Below are 18,436 nucleotides of genomic sequence, written 5' to 3' on the forward strand. Positions count from 1 at the left end.
GAGCTCGGCCTGTCCGCCACGAGTCGGCGTGCTCACCGTGCCCACCAGCCCATCTGCGAATAGGGGCTGCCTTCGGAGATCCCGGTGATGGCCGTGCGGGTGTAGGAGACGAGGCGGTCCGGGAGCTCGTGCCGCGGCCACCACTTCCAGGTCAGACACTTGTCGGGCTCGCGAACCTCGGGGGTTCCCTCCCACCGGCGTGCCCGGAAGACGAGCTGCATCAGGGGCAGACTGCCCGGGGCGTCGACGACATGGACGACGTGCGCGAGCTCCACGTCCGCGGGGTCGATGACCAGCCCCGCTTCCTCCCACGCCTCGCGGACCAGGCATGAGAGGGCGGACTCCTGCTCGCACCTCCCGGCGAGGTAGTGCCAGGTGTCGCCCGCGTACTTCGACTCGGGGTGACGCAGGCCGAGCAGTACCCGGCCCTCGGCGTCTTCGATGTGGAGGTGGACTCCGACGCCGTTGAGCACCACCCGGCTGCCCCCGTCCCACACGGGCGGTGCCACGGCCGGCTCGCTGCCCGGGGGATTCTCGGCCGCGTGCCGGCGAATCAGGTCCCGGGTGGCAGGGCTCAGGCGCAGCCGGTCCAGTTCGTCGACCGCGAACCAGCGCAGCAGCACCCCTTCGTGCAGCGCGAGGCGGTCGGGGTTGCCTCGCCACCTGCCGGCGAAGACCTGAACCGGGACGCTGAGGCCGTCGACGCTGGTCGCGACTTCCATGGCGTAGGGCTTCACGTCCTCAAGGCGGAGGCCCGGGACCTCCTCGGACAGCTCCCGCAGCAGCGTGCCCTCAAGGCTCAGGTCGTCGTGGGTACGGCCGCCGCCGAGAAGGGCGAACGCGCCCGACTGCCAGATGATGCCGGGCTTGTGGTCGCGCAGATGGAGCAGGTAGCGGCCGGCCCCGTCGTAGATCAGCGCGGACGCGTTCACCGGCTCCGGCACGCCGTCCAGGCCCGTCGCGAGGAGTTTCGCGTGCAGCGTCGGCGAGGTGACCTCCGGCTGCGGGATCCACCGGGCTCCAGACACCTCCTCGTTCTGTAGCGCGAGCGTCTGCGGCTCCTCGCCGGCGAGGTAGAAGACGAAGCGGAAGTCGTAGTGGCGGTGGGCCGGTTCGCCCTTGGACGGGCTGGCGTCGATGTCGTGGAAGTCGATGTCGATCGGAGAGCCGAGCAGCTGCCGGGTCAGGCACAGGGCGCCCGGCGCGATCCCGGTTTCCTCCGCCGCCTCGCGCAGCGCCGCGGCGAGCAGGGTCCGGTCCTCGGGCTCGGTGTGACCGCCGGGGGTGAGCATGAGGCCGTCGGTGGCCTGGTGCCGGATGTGCAGGACCCGGCCCTGCCGGTCGATGATGACGGCGCTGCACGTGACGTGACCGGGCAACGTCGTCCGGGCGGTCGCGTCGACCGGCCGGTCCAGCAAGGCGAGGAGACCAGCCAGGGCGTCACGCTCGCCGGGGTGCCTGCCGAGGTACGTCTCGACGGTCCTGCGGATCGCTGTGGAGCTGGGGGACATGAGTGTCGTCTCGCCTTCGGTGTCGTGGGGTCGGGGCGGCGGGCGGGCTGGGCAAGGGAGGTCGCTCGGGGTGGGTCAGATCGCGGTCTCGTGGTCGGACGGCTGGGCGGCGCGTGGCTCGAGAGCGGACCTGGCAGGGACCGGTGCGATGTCGACGGGCCGGCGTTCGAATTCGCAGGTGTCGTTGCGGGAAGTCGGGCCGGGTTTCATGACGTCCTCCATCTGGGCGGCTGGATGGCACAGGTGCTCTAAGAACGCGCCGAATCCGGAGTCGTAACGGCCCCGATCGGACGAATGGATCGAACGCGAATGCGGAACAGGTCGACGCGGTAACTGCTGCTTGCGTGGACGCGTTTGAACTCACACGTTCGAGTGGAGAAGGGGAGGCGGCACCCGATCAGGGTCTTGCGTCGTCGCTCTGGCAGCGTTCTGAATCGTGCGTGGCGCCGACTGCTTGCCGGGATGGTCCCCATCACGCCCGGCCGGATGGGCGGGTTGAATCAGCCAAGCGGGATGCCCAGCAGCTTCTGGAGTCCGCTGACGGTCTCCTCGGCGGTGGTGGCGTGGACCGTGGCCATGCCCAGTTCCTGGGCGGGAATCAGATTGCTCGGGTTGTCGTCGACGAAGATGCAGGCGGAGCCGGGCAGTTGCAGCTTGTCGAGGGTGAGCTGGTAGATCGCGGGTTCCGGCTTGCGGATCCGGTGGTGCTCGGAGAAGACGATCACGTCATGGTTGGCCTCCAGGTCCCACGGCGTGTAGGGGTTGAAGGGTTCCAGGCCCATGCTGTTGGACAGGATGGCGGTCTTGAGCCCTGCCTCGCGTATGGCGAGCGCCGCGTTGACCACGAGCTTCTCCGGGACCAGCGTGGCGAGGGCGCGGCCCATGAGGTTGTCAGAGTCGATGCCGAGGATGCTGGCGATGCCCTCGTTCCACTGGGTCTGGCTGATGTCGCCGCGCTCCAGCTGGGCGTAGAGCGCGCGGCCGGCGGGGTCGAAGGCGACCGTGTCGCGGTAGGCGTAGGTGGGCAGGCCGATCTCTGCGGCGAAGGCGATGGCGGTGTCGTCCATGGGGTTGGTCAGGACGCCGCCGAAGTCGAAGATCACGGCCTTGAAGGTCTGCTGGGTGTCGCTCATCGGGTGGGCTCCTTGGTGATCGTCGCAGGGCTCTCGGCGGTGCCCGGCTGGTGGGGTGGAGTGCGCAGCGCATGGTGAGGTCGGGCCGCAGCTCGGAGGATGGCGTCGCTGACCGCGGCGATGCGTGCGGCCCGCGCGCCGGTGCAGGCGGACGAGGTGCCCTGGGTGAGTGCCGTCGCGAGGTCGATGACGCCCATGCCCCGGCCCGTCGTCTGCGGAGCACGACCCGTGGATGTCAGGGGGTTCCAGGTGAAGGTGCCGTACTCGGCGAAGAGGACGTCGCCTGCGTGGAAGTTGGGGTCGGGCAGGACGAGGGCCCCAAGGGTCCCCTGGAGCTCGATGCGGGGTGTGCGGGTGGCGGCGGCATCGAAGCTGGCGCTCAGATTGACGGGCACACCGTCGGCGGCCGTCAGGAAGGCTGCGATGTGGGTCGGGGCCTGCGCCGTGAAGTGCTTGCCCGCGGCGGGGCCGGAGCGGATGGTGCGGACTTTCCGGGTGTGCGCGGTCGCTGCGTGGACCTGCAGCGGACCGAGCAGCTCGTCGAGGGCCGCGAGGTAGTACGGGCCCACGTCGCCCAGCGGGCCGGCCCCTTGGGCGTAGAAGGGTTCCGGGGAAGGGTGCCAGCGCTCGGGCCCGGTACTCATGAGTGTGGCCGCCGCGGACAGAACGGTGCCGATCCGCCCTTCCCTGACCGCACCATGCGCGGTCAGGAACGCGGGGCCCAGCGTCGTGTCGGGCGCGGCTCCCAGCAGGATCCTGGCGGAGTCGGCTTCGGAGACCAGCTGGGCGGCGTCGCCTGGCGTGAGCGCGAGGGGCTTCTCGCTCCACACGGCCGGGACGCGCGCCGCGATGGCCTGAAGGACCAGGGCGTGGTGGGTGTGGGGAGGGGTGAGGATGACCGCGAGGTCGATGAGGTCCGGGTCGAGGACGGAGCCCGGTTCGGTGGCGGGGATGCCGTGCCGGCCACCGAAGGCGGTGGCGCGGGCCGGGTCGGCGTCGGCGCATGTGGTGAGGCGGACCAGCGGGGAGGCGGCGAGCGTGGTCGCGTACTCCTCGGCGACCATGCCGCAGCCGATGATGCCGACCCGGACGGGTATCGCCGTCATCGGTTGCTCTCCAGGCTCTGCTGTACGAGGTCGGTGAGGGTGCAGGCCCACTGCTTGTGGGCATCCGCGGGCAGCCAGGGGATCTGGATGTCGAAGTAGGTCCGGTGGTCGGTGATCTGCCGCTCCGGCTGGACGGGCCAGGCTTCAGCGGTGTGAAGGTCACCGGGGCCCGGCCACCAGCTGCGGTAGCCGTGGTGGAAGAGGGCGCCGGAGATGCGTGCGGCGGTGTCCGGGTCGGGAGCACGGACGCCGACGAGCGAGCCGTTCCCGGCCGGGTCGGTGGATCCGGGCACGAGCTGGAGCCCGGGCAGTGCCGCGAGCTGGAGGTGGACTTCCCGTTGGAGTGCGCGCAGGTCCTCCACGAGCCTGGGCAGGTGTTCCACCTGGGGCAGGGCCAGACCTGCGGCGAGTTCGGTCATCCGGGCCTTGGACCGCCAGACCGCGCGCGGGGTCTTCTGCCGGGTGTCTCCCGCTATGGCCCGCATGAGGGCCATCATGGCCGGGTCGTCGCCGACGACGAGGCCACCCTCGCCCGTGGCGATGAGCTTCATGGAGTGCGTGGAGAAGGTCGCCAGGGTCCCCCAGCCGCCGGCCGGGCGGCCTTCGACGTCGACGCCCCACGCCTGCGCGCAGTCTTCGATGAGCGGGATGCCGCGTTCGGTCAGGTGATGGGCGATCTCCGCGGTGCCGGGGGCGGGGCGTCCTCGGAGATGGACCAGGACGACGGCCGCGGTGTCCGGGCCGATGAGCGGGGCGATCTCTGCCCACGTGGGGGTCAGGGATTCGGTGGCCGGTGCGACGCGGACGGTGGCGCCGAGCATGTCGGCGGCAGCCCCGACGGACACCCAGCCGATCTCGGGGATGATCACCTCCTGGCCGGCGCGGATCTCGAGCCCGCGCATCGCCATGCGCAGCGCGGAGGAGCCCGAGTCGACGGCGAGGGCCTGGGCGCGGCCGGTGAGCTGGGCGACGCGCGCTTCGAGGTCGGGGATCAGTTCCCCGTTGAACGTGGCGATCTGGCCGGACAGTATGCCGCCGCCGACGAGGGCGTTCTGGGCATCGGCCGTGAGCTGGCTGTACTGGTAGACCGGAGCAGGATGCTGGGGCATGACGGTGTATCCCCTCCACGGGAAGTGAGCGGGTCTTCGTGCCTGGGTTACAGGTGCGCGGCGCCGGGGAGCCGGCCGAGGATCGGTAGCGCGGTGAACGCTTCGGCGCGCGAGGCTCCGATCCGCGCACCCCACAGCGAGCCGAGGTTCTCGGCCATGGGGCCGAAGTGCTCGGTGATGGGCTGCGAGCGGTGTTCACGCAGGGCCGTCATCTTCTGCTCGAAGGTGGCGGTGACGTCCACGATCACCGATGCGGCGACGGGGCCGCTGAGGGTCAGGGAGTTGTAGGTGTCGCAGGCGTAGAGCTTCTTGGGGTGGCCGGTGGCTATGACGGCGTCCACGAGCCCTTCCATGACGGCGCCCGCGATGCGCCGGTGGTCGGGGTGGACATCGTCGACGGGGTGGGTGATGAGGATCTCGGGCCGGTGGCGAAGGATCAGCTCGGTGACGGTGGCCGCGTCGAGCGCCTCGGCGAGGACGACCTCGGCGCCCAGGGCCTTCCCGCCGGCGACGGCCTCGGCGTTGCGCACGGTGTCGTGCGCCTGGACGGCGGCGATGACCGGGGCGGTGCGGGCGTGCAGGGCGAGGGTGCCGCCGGCCCACAGTTCCGGGTCGTCGGGGTGCGCCATGACGGCTAAGAGGGATCCGGCGCGCGTCACCACAGGCCCAGCTTCTCGACGACGTCGGCGGGCTTGGGCAGGAGCGGGCTCACGTTGCCGGTGGCCTGCCAGGCGACGGGCACGTCCCGCCGCATCCGGCTGAGTTCGCGCCAGCGATGCACATCGCTCCAGCCCATGGTGATGGCCGCTCCCTTGGCTCCGGTCAGGCGCCCGGAGTCGGGCAGGTCCTCCAGGGTGAGCCCGCCAGCTAGGAGGGCTGCGGCCGTCTTGGCGCCGATGCCCTTGACGCCGGGGATGTTGTCGGACGTGTCGCCGGTCAGGGCCCGGTAGTCGGGCCACTGGGCCGGGGTAACGCCGTACCGCTCGGCGATCTCGGAGTCGGTGATGATCCGCGCGGAAGCCTTCCGGGACCGGTTGATGATCTTGACTCGTTCGCCGTGCAGGAGCTGGTAGTAGTCCTGGTCGGCGGACATGATCCGTACGGGACGGTCCGGGTGGCGGTCGGTGAGAGTGGCGATAACGTCGTCGGCTTCGGCGTTGTCGATCTCGACCCAGCCGATGCCGTACCCGTCGAGGGCTTCCTTGATCGGGGCGAGGAACTGGATGGGCTCCAGGGCTGCGGGGGTGGACTCCCGGTTGGCCTTGTAGTCGGCGTCGGCGTCCTTGCGGTCCGCGCTGCCGTTCTCGCCGTCCAGGACGACGCAGATCTCCACCGGCCCGGTGTCCAGGTCGTCGCGGACGCTGGCCCGCAGGAGCGCGAAGAAGGCGAAGAGGCCGGTCAGGTTGCGGGTCTTGTCCCGGGAGAACACCGGCGCGGGGAAGCCGAAGTGCCCGCGCCAGAGCACGTTGAAGCCGTCGACGAGGAGCAGGGGGGCGACCTGGGAGTGCAGACGGGCAGGATTACCCATCACGACACCGCCTTCACGAATAGCTGGGCGATACGGAGGGGCCTGTAGTCCTGCGAGAGGTGGTACATGGCCTCTGAAGTGCGTCCGTAGGCTATCGGATCGGCGAGGAGGCGTTGGGCCAGTCGCAGCAGCGCGTTCGGGCCGTGCATCAGTTCGCCCAGCAACCCCCGCGTGGCGATTCCGTCCTGGAGCAGGGCCGGCAGGTTACCGGTCCGGTAGGCGATGACCGGAGCCCCGACGCTCATGGCTTCCAGCGCGACGAGTCCGAAGGTCTCCCGCAGTGAGGGAACAATCACCAGGGCGGCCTCGGAGAGCCAGAGGGGAACCTCGTCCCAGGGCAGCGTGCCGGTGGTGAGCGTGATGTGGTCGGCCCTGTCGGCCAAGTCGCGGCACCGGCCCAGCAGCGTCTCCTGTGAGCCGTCGGCGCTCTCGAAGGCGGCTGCGGCGAGCTGCACGTGCAGCGGCCGGCCGGAAGGCAGGCAGGCTGCGGCGGTGAGCAGCGGCAGGACTCCCTTCTCGGTTCCCAGGCGGGCGAGGACGCGGATGGGGCCGTCCTCGCGCAGGGCGAGTCGTTCGGTCAACGGCGGTGGGTCGATCTCGCGGAGCAAGGCGTTGGGCACCACGTGCCAACTGCTGGTGGGCCAGCCCGCTTGCTGGGCCTCGAACCGTACGAACTCGGAGGGGACGATGACGGTGTCGGCGAGGGCCAGGGCCGGGCGCATGTCCTCGGCGTGCGGCAGGACGTGTACGGCGAGGATCCGCCGGATGCCCAGCGGCAGGTCCACGTCGAGGCGGCCAAGGCCCCACAGGGCGTCGGTGAAGACGATGGTGTCGGTGCGGTGCTGCTCCGTGATGTCCCGGAGGCGGGCCTGGAGTTTGTCGGCGCCGGCGGTGATCGCGTCGCGCAGGGTGGTGTCGCTGCAGGGGAAGGTGACGCCGAGATCGAGGGGTTCCACCGTCACGCCGGGCAGAGCCTGGTCTGCCGGCTGGGGCGCGCCGGTGGCGATCACGACGTGGTGTCCGGCTTCCGCCAGGCCCGCGGCGAGCGCCGCAGTCGCCCGCTCGATTCCGGCGGGGGCATCCACCTGCCAGGAGGCGAGCACCAGCAGCACGCTGAGGCGGGGGTTCGGGTTCACAGGGGTCGTCCGTTCAGGGGAGCGGGCAGGGCGACGAGCTTGATGCCGGCGGGCGGGGTCTCCCAGGGGAAGACCACCCAGTCGTCGACGGTGTACGCGGCCCAGTCGGGTTCCCGGTCCGCGCCCGCGTTGCGGCACAGGGCCACGGTCTCGATGCGGGCCCCGGTCGTGAGCCGCGGGGCGAGGGCGGCGGTGACGGCGTCGAAGGTGGCGCCGCTTCCGCAGATGTCGTCGACGAGCAGGACCCGCCCGGACAGGGCGTCCGGGAAGCCGTCGGGGAAGGCGACGGCCACGTTCCCGGTGGCCTGGGTGTGGATGGCGTCGGTGCGGTTGTGCTTGGCGTGGATGTGGGTGAGGGGGACCGTGAGGCGTCCGGCGAGCCCGGCGCCCGGGATGGTGCCGCCGTTGGCCACGGCGATGACGATGCTGACCTCGCCGCTTGGCGCGATGGCCGCGGCCAGCTCGTCGAGAGCGCGCTCCAGCACGGGTTCGGTCAACTCGAAGGGGCCGGTGCCGCGGAAGAGCCGGCGGGCCGTGGAGCCGCTCACGGTGTGCTCCCTTGCAGGACGGGAACGGGCAAGTGGAGGTCCTCGGCACGGGTCAGGCGGCGCAGCGCGCTGATCTCGTTGGCCTGGTCCGTGTTGCGCCAGACCTTGCCGTCGGCGCGGACGACGGTGAACGCGTCGGCGATCTCCCTGGTCCGCAGCCGGACCCGTACCCCGGGCGGCGGGGTCACCGCATCGAGACGGGTGCGTGCCTGGGCGTCGGAGAGCATCTGCGTATCGCGCAGGGCCCGGCCATCGCCGATGGGCAGCATCTGCAGGAAGGTGACCCCGCCGGCGCCGAGCCGGGCGGCGAGGTTGGCCATCTGCTGCATGCCGTCGGCCGTGGACTGCATCACGACGAAGTGGAGCTGCACCGGAAGGCCGGCCCGAACGGCGGCCCGGACTCCCTCGCAGGCCCGACCGAAACTTCCCGTGCCGCGCCAGCGGTCGTGCGTCGCCGCGGTGGGCCCGTCCAGGCTGACGCGGATCGCGTCGAAGACCCCGACGAGTTCGGGGGCGCGCCGCGCGAGGTGCCAGCCGTTGGTGGTGCAGCTGACGACGGCACCTGCAGAGCGCAGGGTCCGGCCGAGCGCTGTCAGGTCCCTCAGGAGCAGCGGCTCGCCCCCGGAAATGTCCAGGCCGAGGGTGCCGCTGGTGGCAAGGATCCTGGCGATCCTGGCCCGGTCAGCGCTCCGCAGCTCCTGGACGGTCTTGTCGTCCAGGCACTGCGGGCACTCCAGGTTGCACCGGACGAGCGGCGACCAGCAGACGTTGAACGGCACGGCCGTGGCGACCTGCCGCTGGAAGACGGGCTGCCATGCCACGACCTGCGTGCCGTCGAGCCAGCAGCGCCCAGAGGCCAGCACCTGCGGCGCCAGGTGGGTCAGCTCGGTGGCCGGGTCGTACACCAGGCTCTTTCCGCCCAGGACGCGGGTCGAGAAGGCGCGAACGGTCATCGGCCGTTCACCTCCGCCCGTACCAGCAGCCGGTGGGCGGCGGCCGCGAAGGCCCGTCCGCGGCCGATGGGCGCCGAAGCGGCCAGCCTGCCGCGGTAGTGGGCGAGGGTGGCCGGCCAGCCCTGGAGTTTGGTCTGCCACTGGGCGTCGGCGTCCGGGGGGTCGAGGTGGTAGCCAACCGCCTGGCGCAGCGGGACGACGAGACACCCGGCCGCGATGAGGGCGGCGCCGAGGTGGGTGTCCTCCATGCCCCAGCCGATGCGGCCGAACGTCTCGTCGAAGCCGCCGACATCGACGACCGCGGCGCGGGGAACGGCGACCATCGCCGTCACGACGGTTCGGGCGAGGTCCCAGTCGAGGTAGAAGGCGCCGTGGCCCAGCTTCTGGAAGTCGTCCGTGTCGTTGAGGGGACTGCCCGTGGTGGGGCCGGGCAGCACGTGCCCGGAGTAGAGGAGGGGTCCGCCCGCGCTGCGCCAGGTGACCCGGTGGTCGGCCGCGAGATCGGCCGGCCCGTCGGGGACGAGAGGCAGACCGTCTGGGCCGGGCTGGAAGGGCACGTTGTGGCGGAAGCCCGTGAGGATGGTGTCCGGCAGGGCGCGGGCGGCGAAGTCGGCCAGCGCATGGCGCGGCAGGACCATATCGGAGTCGAGGTACAGGACGGTGTCGGCGCTCGCCAGGTAGGTGCCGACGTTGCGGGCGGCCGCGGCCCCCTCCGACTGGGCGAGGCGCACCAAGGTGTCCACGGCGGGATGCCGGGCGGCGATGAGGTGGGTGTCGTCGGTGGATCCGTCGTCGACCACAATCACCTCGACGGGGCCCTGGGTGTCCTGGGCGGCGAGGGAGTCAAGGACGGCCGGGAGCGCGTAGGCGGTGTTCCGGGCGGGGATCACCACCGACACGGCGCGGCCGGCGGCGAGGACGGGCGGTGTCGGCGTGTGCCAGCCGATCCCGGTGGCGCCTTCGAAGTCGGCTCGCAGCCTGCTGTGGTCGTTGGGCTGCTGGCCCAGGGCGTGGGCCAAGGTGTCGTTCACGGCCAGTTCCAATCGTCGAGTACGGCAGAAGCTTCGTCCCAGGCGCGGGGGTCGGTGATCCACCGGATGCGCGGCCGGTCCTCGTCGCCGAGGACATCGGCCAGCAGCGACAGATAGGCCGGTTCGGCGACGAGGAGGATCTGCGCAGGGTGGTGGTCCAGCGCGTCGAGGCGTTCACGGACGGCGGCGCAGACCGCCGGCCGCAGCAGGCGGGCGCGGGCGTCGGTCAGCGGCCGCTCGTAGGGCAGGACCGGCGAGCGGGCTCCGAGAAGACCATGCTCGGCTGACAGGAAACACACCCGCTCCAGCACCTGGGCGTGTCCGGCCAGCCGGTCGCGTAGCTGCGGGACGATGCCGCCCTGGTACAGGTCGAGCGCGGGCACCGGGCTCGCAGTGGTGGCCTTGCGCCGGGAGCACCCGGCCATGACCAGGGTGCCGGGCAGAGGCACGGGGGCGCTCACGTCTCCCTCACCACCCGGAAGCCGATCCCGGCCGAAGCCAGTTCGGCGGGTGCGGCGTTGAGGAAGGTGCACTTCGCGTAGAGGTCAGGGGAGTCGTACGAGCCGCCCCGCAGGATGAAACCGTCGCCCAGGACGGAGCTGGAGGTCCATTCCCAGCAGTTCCCCACCATGTCCAGGAGTCCCTCCGGGGTCGCGCCACCCGGGTGGGAGCCGACCTCGGTGGTGGTGCCGGGACCACTGCGCAGGTTCGCGAGGTGGGCCGCCGGGGCGGCTTCCCCCCAGGGATATGTGCGCCGGCCGGGGCCGGAGGCGGCGTACTCCCACTCCACGGAGCGCGGCAGGCGCCCGCCGAGTCCACGGGCGATCTCGGCGGCCTCGGACTGGGACAGCCCGGTCATCGGCGCCGTACTGACTCCCGCGCCGAGCTGGGCAGGGGTAATGGGGGTCCGGGTCCATTCCAGCGCCCGGACCTTGATCGGCCGACTGCGGTCTCCGAAGAGGCAGGTCCCGGAGGGGACCGGCACCCAGCAGATTCCGTGCCCCGGCCGTTGGGCGGGGGTGATGGTGGGCGTCATGGGCGTCATCCGTTGATCAGGAAGAGGTCTTCGGCGTTGGCCGCCGGCCGGATCCGGCTCTTGCCCGGGTGGGGCTGCAGCCGGACCGTTCCAAGAGCCGCGGTCAGGGCCTCGTTCGCTGCTTCGGCCTGCTCCTGGCTGTCCGCGAACAGGCAGTAGTTGTCGGCGAACCGCACGACGTGGAAGCCGCCCAGTGCGGAGTCGACACGAGAAAGGCGCAGGTTCAAGAGCATCGGGCTCAGGCCGCACCCGGGAGCGATCGGGTCGGGCAGCGCCTCCAGGGCTATACGGACCCGGTCGAGGAAGGAGCCATCCTGGACGTGATCGGCGAGCCAGTCGATGACTTCCTCGGTATGGGCGCCGGCCGACGCCTGCTTCACGTCGACGTCGGCGACCCACACCAGGCCGGCGCGAAGGTGCTGCGCCGCCTGGCGCAGCGCGGTGAGCCGATTGCGTCCCGGCCGGAACCCGGAGACCCACGGCGCGAACGCGTGCGTCTCCAGGACCGGTTCGACGGCGCGGCGCATCGCCCGATGGACGACGCGGTCACCCACCGTCGGCATCACCATGTCGATCCGCTTGCCGGTGTAGGCGATGACGTGCGACGCCTTGACCGGCCCGGGACGCCACAGCCCCAGGCGGAGGTCTTCGGCGAGCCGGTCGAGTCGCTCAGGCAGTCCCCGGCGGAACGCCGCCCAGGACTGTCCGTCGGCACCGGGCGCCGAGGCCCGACGCATGCACAGCCGGGCGGCTCGCTTGAGATGGAGCGGCTCGACGAGGAACGGCATCAGCGAATGGGTAGACACAGCACGGGAGTTGCGCACTACAGTGGCTCCTGCCTGAGTGGCAGGAACGATCCCCTTCTCCGCTGATTGGCCGCTATCCCACACACGCGGCCGGAGAGAGCGGGAACGACGGCCCCACTCAGGCTTTGTGCTGTCCGGGCTACCGGCCACGCTCGTCCTCCCACAGCAGGGTGTGAAGCCGGGGGCTCAGGTTGAAGCCGAGACGGAGCGCTTCCTGGGCCATCTCCCGCATCCCGTCCAGGACGGCCTTCGAGGACACGCCCTCGGGCATCACCCACACCTCGCTCAGCGCGAACCGCTCGACGAGCTCGGCCGCCTCGACGAGGTCCCCGGGGTGGCTGATGACGAACTTGAAGCGGGCCTTGCCGCTCTCCGCCAGCGCGCGCAGCGCCGCCGGGACGATACGGGCCGACGCCCGGCCGCCGGCGGTGGACAGCTTCGGCGACACGTTGAACGCGCGCACGTATCCCACCAGCTCACCGCTGGGGATGAACGTCCCGTTCGTCTCGATCTCGATCTCCCGACCGGCCCCGTGCAGGGCGCGGGCCAGCCGTGTCAGACCGGACATCTGGATCATCGGCTCCCCGCCGGTGATCACAATCAGGCGGGTGGGGACGGCGAGCGCCCACTCGGTGAGCGACTCCACACTCTGCCGGCGGGAGACGGCCGGATCCCGCGGGTCGAACCTCTTGAAGTCCCACGTCTCGGGGGTGTCGCAAGCCCACCGGGCCAGCTGGCCCTGCCCGCACGACAGGTTGCACCGCGAGAGCCGTATGAACAGGGCCTGCCTGCCCGTGGAGGGGCCCTCCCCCTGGAAGGTGGGCCCGAACGTCTCCGCGACCGATAACTGCCGGTCGTCCGTCACAGAGCTCGACAGGAGATGGAGCGCGCCGGCGTTCATCCGCGTGCCACCTCAAACGTCGCCCAGGAGGACGGGGACTCCGACACGCTCACGCTCACGAGCTGGCCCTCGATGACCGGCTCCAGCTGCTCGATGAGCCACTCGGCGAGGAGCCGGGCCAGGTTCTCCGACGTCGGCTCGATCTCCAGGACCTTGTTCAGGTTCTGGTGATCCAGGTGGTCGTCGATGAACCGCTTGAACGGCCCGAAGTTCGCGAAGTCCGTCACGAACCCGGGCCCGGTCAGCACCTGGGCGGTCCAGACGACCTCGACGGTGTAGGTGTGGCCGTGCTCGCGCCTGCACTTGTGACCCTCCGGCAGGCTCAGCAGCTGATGCGCGGCATGGAACTGGAACTGCTTGCCGATCCGGGTCCAGCCCCGCACCGCGCTCATCGGCCGACCTCCCCGGACAGGGCCTCGTACGCGGTCGGGTCCACCACGCCCGCCAGGGTGAACGCCTCGCGGCGCTCGACGCACGTTCCGCACACCCCGCAGTGGAGTTCGCCGCCCTTGTAGCAGGACCACGTCTCCTCGAACGGCACCTTCAGCTCGGCGCCGCGCCGGGCGATGTCCGCCTTCGTCAGGTGGAGGAACGGGGCCAGGACGCGGAAGCCCGGGACGAGCAGCCCCTCGTTGCCCGCCTCGATGGACTGGGTGACCTTGTCGAAGAACAGCGGCCGGCAGTCCGGGTAGATGGTGTGGTCGCCGGCGTGGGCGCCGAAGCCGATGGCGTCGGCCTTCGCGCTGATCGCGACGGCCGCTGCGATGTTCAGCATGATGGCGTTTCTGTTCGGGACGACCGTCGAGGCCATCGTCGTGTCGCTGTAGTGGCCGTCGGGAACCGAGACAGAGGTGTCGGTGAGCGCGGAGCCGGTCAACAGCGTGCCCACGCTCTTCAAGTCGACGGTGTGGTGGGCCGCGCCGAGCCGTGTCGCGGTCCGGGCGGCGTAGGCGAGCTCCTTGACCTGGCGCTGCCCGTAGTTGAACGACAGCAAGATCAGAGCGGTGCCCTGATCGGCGAGGTCGTACGCGGTGACGGCACTGTCCATGCCGCCCGAGCTGATGAGCACCGCAGTGCGCGGCGCGGGTCCAGTCATCTCCTGATGCCCTTCAAAGTTCCCCGGTCTGAAGCCGGGAAGTGGAGTGAGTCCGGGCACGTGGCCCTGGGGGTGTGGACGCGAAGCGGGGCGGCACGGGGCGGGGCACGCGGCCCCGTCGGGAGCCGGCGCGGATGCCGCCTGGCACCAGTGAGCCCCAACCGGGCAGGATGAGGCATCCATGAGCCGCACTCACTCACGCTCATCTTCAACTCACGGATGCGGGAGGCAACATGGGCGATCGGTCTCAGATCGAACCCTTCTCGGCCACGCTGAAGCACTTCCGCACAATCCGCGGATTTTCCGCGGCCGCCCTGGCCCGACGGCTCGGGATCGACCCGTCCTATATCAGCCATCTCGAAGCCGGGCGCGAGCGAGGAAGCTCCGACCTGATCCGCCGCATGGACAGGGAACTGGAAGCCGCCGGCGCGCTGTGGAACGCGTGGAAGGACGACGACGGCGAACCCCTGCCACGCCGAGACGCCGGAGGAGACGCCTGCATCCACGGGAGTCCTCGTCCTCGAGGACGAGGCACGCCTGACCTATGCCGACGGCGCCTACCACCTGCGAATGCGCAGGCTCCTCCGGAACGTCGGCAGCGAGCCGGTGACCCGATACCTCGTCCGCATCGCGGTCGACCGGTACCCCGGGGAACCCGAGCGCTCCAACGCCCTGTACCGCGCGCGGCCCCTGACCTGGGACGAACTGCGGCTCGAAGCGCACTGCGGGAAGGAGGCGATGGGCTGGACGGTCAAGCACGACCGGGACGCCTTCAAGGAGATCTGGCTGACCTTCGCTAACGATCAGGCCCGATTTCCGCTCTACCCGGACCAAGAAGCCGAGATCACCTACACCTACACAGTCAGCGGCGACAAATGGGGGCCGTGGTTCCAAAGGGCCGTTCGCGTGCCCACCAGCGAGCTCAGCGTCACCCTTGCATTCCCCACCGCCCTCGACCCCACTGTCTGGGGCACCGAGACGTCCCTCACCGCCGACTTCGCCCCGCTCCGCACGCAGCCCGTACGGACCATCGACGGAGACCAGACGATCTTCTCGTGGAGCACGCGCGAACCCCAGCTCCACGCCCGCTACCGCCTGGAGTGGCGCCTCAAGACCCTGCACACCGCAGAGAGCGAGTCCGAGACCGTGAACGCGATCCCCCCGAGCGCCGCGATGGCCGGCGCCGGCATCGTCCAGGAGGGCGACCCCCTGCTGCACACCGCCGCACGCCGCTTCGACCTTCCCTCCGAGGCCGATGAAGCAACGAGGGTGGTGGGCGAGCTCCTCGACGCCATCGAACGCGTCCGGCAACTGCACACGTTCGGGAAGGGAATGGGGATTGCCGCCTGCCAGATCGGTATCGACCGGGCGGCCGCCGTCGTCATCCCCCCGACCCCAGGAGCCGGGCCGATCGTTCTCCTCAACCCCGCGATCGCCGAGACCTCGGCCGAATCGGACGAGCAGTACGAGGGCTGCCTCAGCTACTTCGATGTCCGCGGCCTGGTACCCCGGCCCCTGAGCGTCGTCGTGGCCCATACCGACCTTGACGGAACCCCCCGTCTCACCCGATACGAACAGGGCCTCGCCCGACTCGTACTGCACGAGGTCGACCATCTCCACGGCACCCTCTACCGGGACCGCATGCTCCCCGGCACCGAACCGATTCCCGTCGAGGAGTACCGCGGAACCGGCCATACCTGGAACTACCGCTGATTCTCGCCAACCCAGCGGAGCGGACACGCCGGCCCACGAAGGCGGCTTGAGTAAGCCGAGCACGTATACGTCCACGCACAGCGGCTCCGCGACACCCTGGGTCAGGGCGGTGAGGTGTGCCGTGCGCCGCGCGGCGGCGAAGAACGCCTCGGCCGCGTCCGGGCCTCCCTGCTCGCACGTCGCGACGAGCAGGTGGGTGTTCGCGGCGACCGCTGCCGGGGCCGCGAGGGCGGCCAGCGTCAGCTGGCCGCGGCCGCCGTCGACCGGCAGCGCGCCGGTCAGCGCGTTCGTCAGCCGTGAGTGCACCAGGGAGGCACTGACCGGCCGGTCGTCGCTGTACCCGGAAATGCACCGCTGGGCCACGACCGCGAGCTCCTCACACGCCCCGGCGTCAAGGCCGGGGGGAAGGCTAATCTCAAGGAGACTGGGGGCACTCATGCGGCCGGCCTTTCTACGGGCGGGACGACGGGGGCGGATAAGGAAGCGAGGTGTCGTCGGCGCAGAAGCCCGGCCCGCTCGCCGTGGACGGCAAGACCGACCTGTGCGCGGCGTTGGTCGAGCGCGTCCGGCTCCGTAACCGGCAGCAGCTCCAGACGCCCGCCCGTTCCGTCCGGACGGTAGATCCACTGCGTGCCGTACATCTGCGGCTGACCGCTGTTGACGAGGAGTCGGTCCTGCGCACGGGCCCACTGGGCGGGCGTCGCCTCACCTCGTTGTGCCGCCTCACGTAAGGCGGCAAGGAACCGCAGCTGAAGCTGACGCTCCTGGTCGGCGTGGACGGCGATGGCCACAGCGGCCCGGCATCCGTCCTCGCCGACCCGGGACCGTCCCGGCCAGCCGTGCCGGGCAACGATCTCCCCCAGGAACAGGGCGTTCTCAGCGTCGGCCTTCCGGGCCGCCGAGAATACCTCCGCAGGCGCGGCGGCCCGGCGGTAGGCAGGCGTCCGCCATGACTCCTTGGCGGTGTCTGCCCGCGCGGTCAGGTCGCGGCCGATGGCGACCCAATCGGGTGGGCTTCCGGGCGTAGTCATCGTGGTGTGCCTGCCTCTCGATCGGTCCGGCGGTCAGATTTCGGTCTCGGCGCGCACCAACGCGGATGCGGAGCGCTGGCCGCGTGCCCGCGGCGTGAGGGTCGGACGTCGTGGGGGCGAAGGCGCGACGTCGGGCCGACTGAGGCAGACAGGGTGGCCACCCGGGTGCTCATCGGGCGTCCACCGTCGGCAAGGGGAGTGCGTCGGCGGAGGCGGAGATCGCCACGGTGGGCGCGGGCCGCAGCTCGGCGCGCAGTCGCAGGGGTGTGACGCGCTCGCCGTTGGTGTGGCGGACAGCCGGCAGGTCCTCCGATCGCGAGCGAAGTCCCGGTCGGGGCGGTAGTTGTCGGTCCCGCCGTCGAGGTGGTCCTGCAGTCGCGCAACGGCGGGCCTCTTGAAGTAGTCGTCGGGAAATCCGGAGGTCATGCGCTCACCCCCACACGGGCAGGGCCGTGCCCGACGCCCGAGACACTGCGACCCGCGCTATGGGAGTGCCGGGCCTGGATACGACCCGCGAAGGCGGCTTCGTCGAGAAGGAGCAGCCTGCTCATGGGCTCCCCCGGCGGCGTGGAGCCCAACAGGATCGTGAGGAGCCGAAGGGCGGCGATCATGACGCGGCCCTCCGCTCCATGTCCTCGGCCGCGCTCACGAGCGCCCTCAACGTTGCTTCACGGCCCCACGCGGCGTCAGCGGCCTCGCGTAGCCCGGCGCCGATGATCCGCGCGGCGCCGGAGCCGGTTTCGTATGTGGGGGAGAGACCGAAGGCCACCGTCATGCGGCGCTCGTGGAGGGTCACCTCGGCGCTCGCACCCACCGTGTGGATGAAAAGCACCTGTTCCGCCGGCAGGATGCGGATGGTCAGGCCCTGCCCCTCGCACTCCCGGTTCACGAGCTGGGCCAGGTGCCGCAACTGGTCGGCCACCATTGCGGGGCGATCGCCGCGTCCCCGGGCCAGCACGGTCTCGTCCAGCAGTACCGTCCGCCGCTGTCGCTCGGCCCAGTCCACGCCGTGCACCCACGACGACAGCCCGAGCACCGGCTCATCAGGGGCGATGCACACCTCCGGGTCCAGCATGAACCGCTGGTAGTCCTCGGTGCGCAGACCGGCGGGCACCTGACGGCAGTACTGGATGACCTCGCTCGCCAGGCGCATCATCGCAATGTGACGAGCCGTCGCCTCGTCGAGGGCCACGTCCACCCAGCAGTCGTGCGGGGCGCGCCGGCCCCCACCCCGCTCCTCATGTTGCCCGCGGCTGTAGCCCTGCGGCGGAAGACTCCCCACCAGGAATCTCGCGTGGGCGTCCGCCACCCCGTAGAGCCGCAGCAGCGTGCCGAGCGCGTCCGACGGAATGGAGGACTTGGCCCGCTCCCACCGGCTGACCGACGGCACGGACACCCCGACAACGCGGGCGGCTTGCTCCAGCCTGATGTGCTGCGCTTCGCGCCGGCACCGCAGGTAGAGGCCCGTCATGATCCGGGCGGGCGCCTGAGGCACCTCAGCCGGCGGCGACGGAACAGCGTGAAGCATGTCGAAAGGTCCTTGCCTGGGTGTTCGGGTGGTCAGGGAAGGTCTAGGGGCGGGTGCGGAGCAGGGTCATCCGTTTCCGGCGGGAGCCGCCGAGCGGTCAGCCGGGGGCCGAGGAGCACCAGGGCGGCTATGGCCAGCACGATCAGGACGGTGATGACCAGTCCGGTGGCGGTCACCGCTGCCTCGGCACGGATTCGGCGATTGCGAACGGCAGGACGCGGAGGTGATCGCGGCCGGGCCTCCACGGCCACCAGGCGCTGCTCTCGGACA

General features: G+C 70.9%; 18 protein-coding genes and 1 pseudogene. 1 reads left to right on the top strand and 18 read right to left on the bottom strand.

Going from position 1 to position 18,436, the window contains the following annotated elements:
• Positions 1–32 precede the first annotated feature (32 nt).
• The 16 genes from JE024_RS39930 to queC form a co-directional block, all read right to left on the bottom strand.
• The gene (locus JE024_RS39930) at positions 33–1,511 is read right to left on the bottom strand and encodes an NUDIX domain-containing protein (protein ID WP_205378842.1); all 1,479 of its coding nucleotides are present in this window, start codon (positions 1,509–1,511) and stop codon (positions 33–35) included.
• 500 nt (positions 1,512–2,011) lie between these two features.
• Positions 2,012–2,644, bottom strand: coding sequence for an HAD family hydrolase (locus JE024_RS39935; protein ID WP_205378843.1), 633 nt, complete (start codon positions 2,642–2,644; stop codon positions 2,012–2,014).
• Positions 2,641–3,750: a Gfo/Idh/MocA family protein gene (locus JE024_RS39940; protein WP_205378844.1), complete on the bottom strand. Its 1,110-nt coding sequence runs from the start codon at positions 3,748–3,750 to the stop codon at positions 2,641–2,643. Before JE024_RS39940 ends, JE024_RS39935 begins: the two co-directional genes overlap by 4 nt.
• Positions 3,747–4,859 (bottom strand): DegT/DnrJ/EryC1/StrS family aminotransferase, encoded by a 1,113-nt coding sequence (locus tag JE024_RS39945; RefSeq protein ID WP_205378845.1) that lies wholly within the window; start codon positions 4,857–4,859, stop codon positions 3,747–3,749. The genes JE024_RS39940 and JE024_RS39945 overlap by 4 nt, the downstream gene beginning before the upstream one ends.
• Positions 4,860–4,906: 47 nt before the next feature.
• Entirely contained in the window at positions 4,907–5,488 is a 582-nt protein-coding gene (locus JE024_RS39950) for a PIG-L deacetylase family protein (protein ID WP_205378846.1), read from the bottom strand.
• A 26-nt stretch (positions 5,489–5,514) separates the two neighbouring features.
• On the bottom strand, positions 5,515–6,387 hold the full coding sequence (locus tag JE024_RS39955) for a 5'-3' exonuclease (protein WP_205378847.1): 873 nt from the start codon (positions 6,385–6,387) through the stop codon (positions 5,515–5,517).
• Positions 6,387–7,523 carry a glycosyltransferase family 4 protein gene (locus JE024_RS39960; protein WP_205378848.1) on the bottom strand — a complete coding sequence of 379 codons (1,137 nt, stop codon included), beginning with the start codon at positions 7,521–7,523 and terminating at the stop codon, positions 6,387–6,389. Before JE024_RS39960 ends, JE024_RS39955 begins: the two co-directional genes overlap by 1 nt.
• On the bottom strand, positions 7,520–8,071 hold the full coding sequence (locus tag JE024_RS39965; RefSeq protein WP_205378849.1) for a phosphoribosyltransferase: 552 nt from the start codon (positions 8,069–8,071) through the stop codon (positions 7,520–7,522). Before JE024_RS39965 ends, JE024_RS39960 begins: the two co-directional genes overlap by 4 nt.
• Positions 8,068–9,024, bottom strand: coding sequence for a radical SAM protein (locus JE024_RS39970; RefSeq protein ID WP_205378850.1), 957 nt, complete (start codon positions 9,022–9,024; stop codon positions 8,068–8,070). Before JE024_RS39970 ends, JE024_RS39965 begins: the two co-directional genes overlap by 4 nt.
• Positions 9,021–10,055: a glycosyltransferase family 2 protein gene (locus JE024_RS39975; protein WP_244883754.1), complete on the bottom strand. Its 1,035-nt coding sequence runs from the start codon at positions 10,053–10,055 to the stop codon at positions 9,021–9,023. The genes JE024_RS39970 and JE024_RS39975 overlap by 4 nt, the downstream gene beginning before the upstream one ends.
• On the bottom strand, positions 10,052–10,516 hold the full coding sequence (locus JE024_RS39980; RefSeq protein WP_244883755.1) for a DUF6884 domain-containing protein: 465 nt from the start codon (positions 10,514–10,516) through the stop codon (positions 10,052–10,054). Before JE024_RS39980 ends, JE024_RS39975 begins: the two co-directional genes overlap by 4 nt.
• Complete coding sequence (locus tag JE024_RS39985) at positions 10,513–11,091, bottom strand: formylglycine-generating enzyme family protein (RefSeq protein WP_205378852.1); 579 nt, start codon at positions 11,089–11,091, stop codon at positions 10,513–10,515. Before JE024_RS39985 ends, JE024_RS39980 begins: the two co-directional genes overlap by 4 nt.
• A gap of 5 nt (positions 11,092–11,096) precedes the next feature.
• A complete protein-coding gene (locus tag JE024_RS39990) occupies positions 11,097–11,879 on the bottom strand; it encodes a reverse transcriptase domain-containing protein (RefSeq protein WP_205378853.1) in 783 nt (260 codons plus the stop codon).
• 157 nt (positions 11,880–12,036) lie between these two features.
• Positions 12,037–12,798: a 7-carboxy-7-deazaguanine synthase QueE gene (locus JE024_RS39995; protein ID WP_205378854.1), complete on the bottom strand. Its 762-nt coding sequence runs from the start codon at positions 12,796–12,798 to the stop codon at positions 12,037–12,039.
• A complete protein-coding gene (locus JE024_RS40000; RefSeq protein ID WP_205378855.1) occupies positions 12,795–13,190 on the bottom strand; it encodes a 6-pyruvoyl trahydropterin synthase family protein in 396 nt (131 codons plus the stop codon). The genes JE024_RS39995 and JE024_RS40000 overlap by 4 nt, the downstream gene beginning before the upstream one ends.
• The gene (gene queC / locus JE024_RS40005; protein WP_205378856.1) at positions 13,187–13,894 is read right to left on the bottom strand and encodes a 7-cyano-7-deazaguanine synthase QueC; all 708 of its coding nucleotides are present in this window, start codon (positions 13,892–13,894) and stop codon (positions 13,187–13,189) included. Before queC ends, JE024_RS40000 begins: the two co-directional genes overlap by 4 nt.
• 233 nt (positions 13,895–14,127) lie before the next feature.
• Between queC and JE024_RS40010 the strand changes: the two are divergent.
• A pseudogene (locus JE024_RS40010) lies at positions 14,128–15,607 on the top strand (peptide deformylase).
• A 434-nt stretch (positions 15,608–16,041) separates the two neighbouring features.
• On the opposite strand, the gene JE024_RS42225 reads toward JE024_RS40010, so the two are convergent.
• Positions 16,042–16,638 carry a DUF6624 domain-containing protein gene (locus tag JE024_RS42225; RefSeq protein WP_307840748.1) on the bottom strand — a complete coding sequence of 199 codons (597 nt, stop codon included), beginning with the start codon at positions 16,636–16,638 and terminating at the stop codon, positions 16,042–16,044.
• Positions 16,639–17,245: 607 nt separating this feature from the next.
• Complete coding sequence (locus JE024_RS40020) at positions 17,246–18,166, bottom strand: Scr1 family TA system antitoxin-like transcriptional regulator (RefSeq protein ID WP_205378859.1); 921 nt, start codon at positions 18,164–18,166, stop codon at positions 17,246–17,248.
• Positions 18,167–18,436 lie beyond the last annotated feature (270 nt).

The organism is Streptomyces zhihengii (assembly GCF_016919245.1).
GTDB lineage: Bacteria > Actinomycetota > Actinomycetes > Streptomycetales > Streptomycetaceae > Streptomyces > Streptomyces zhihengii.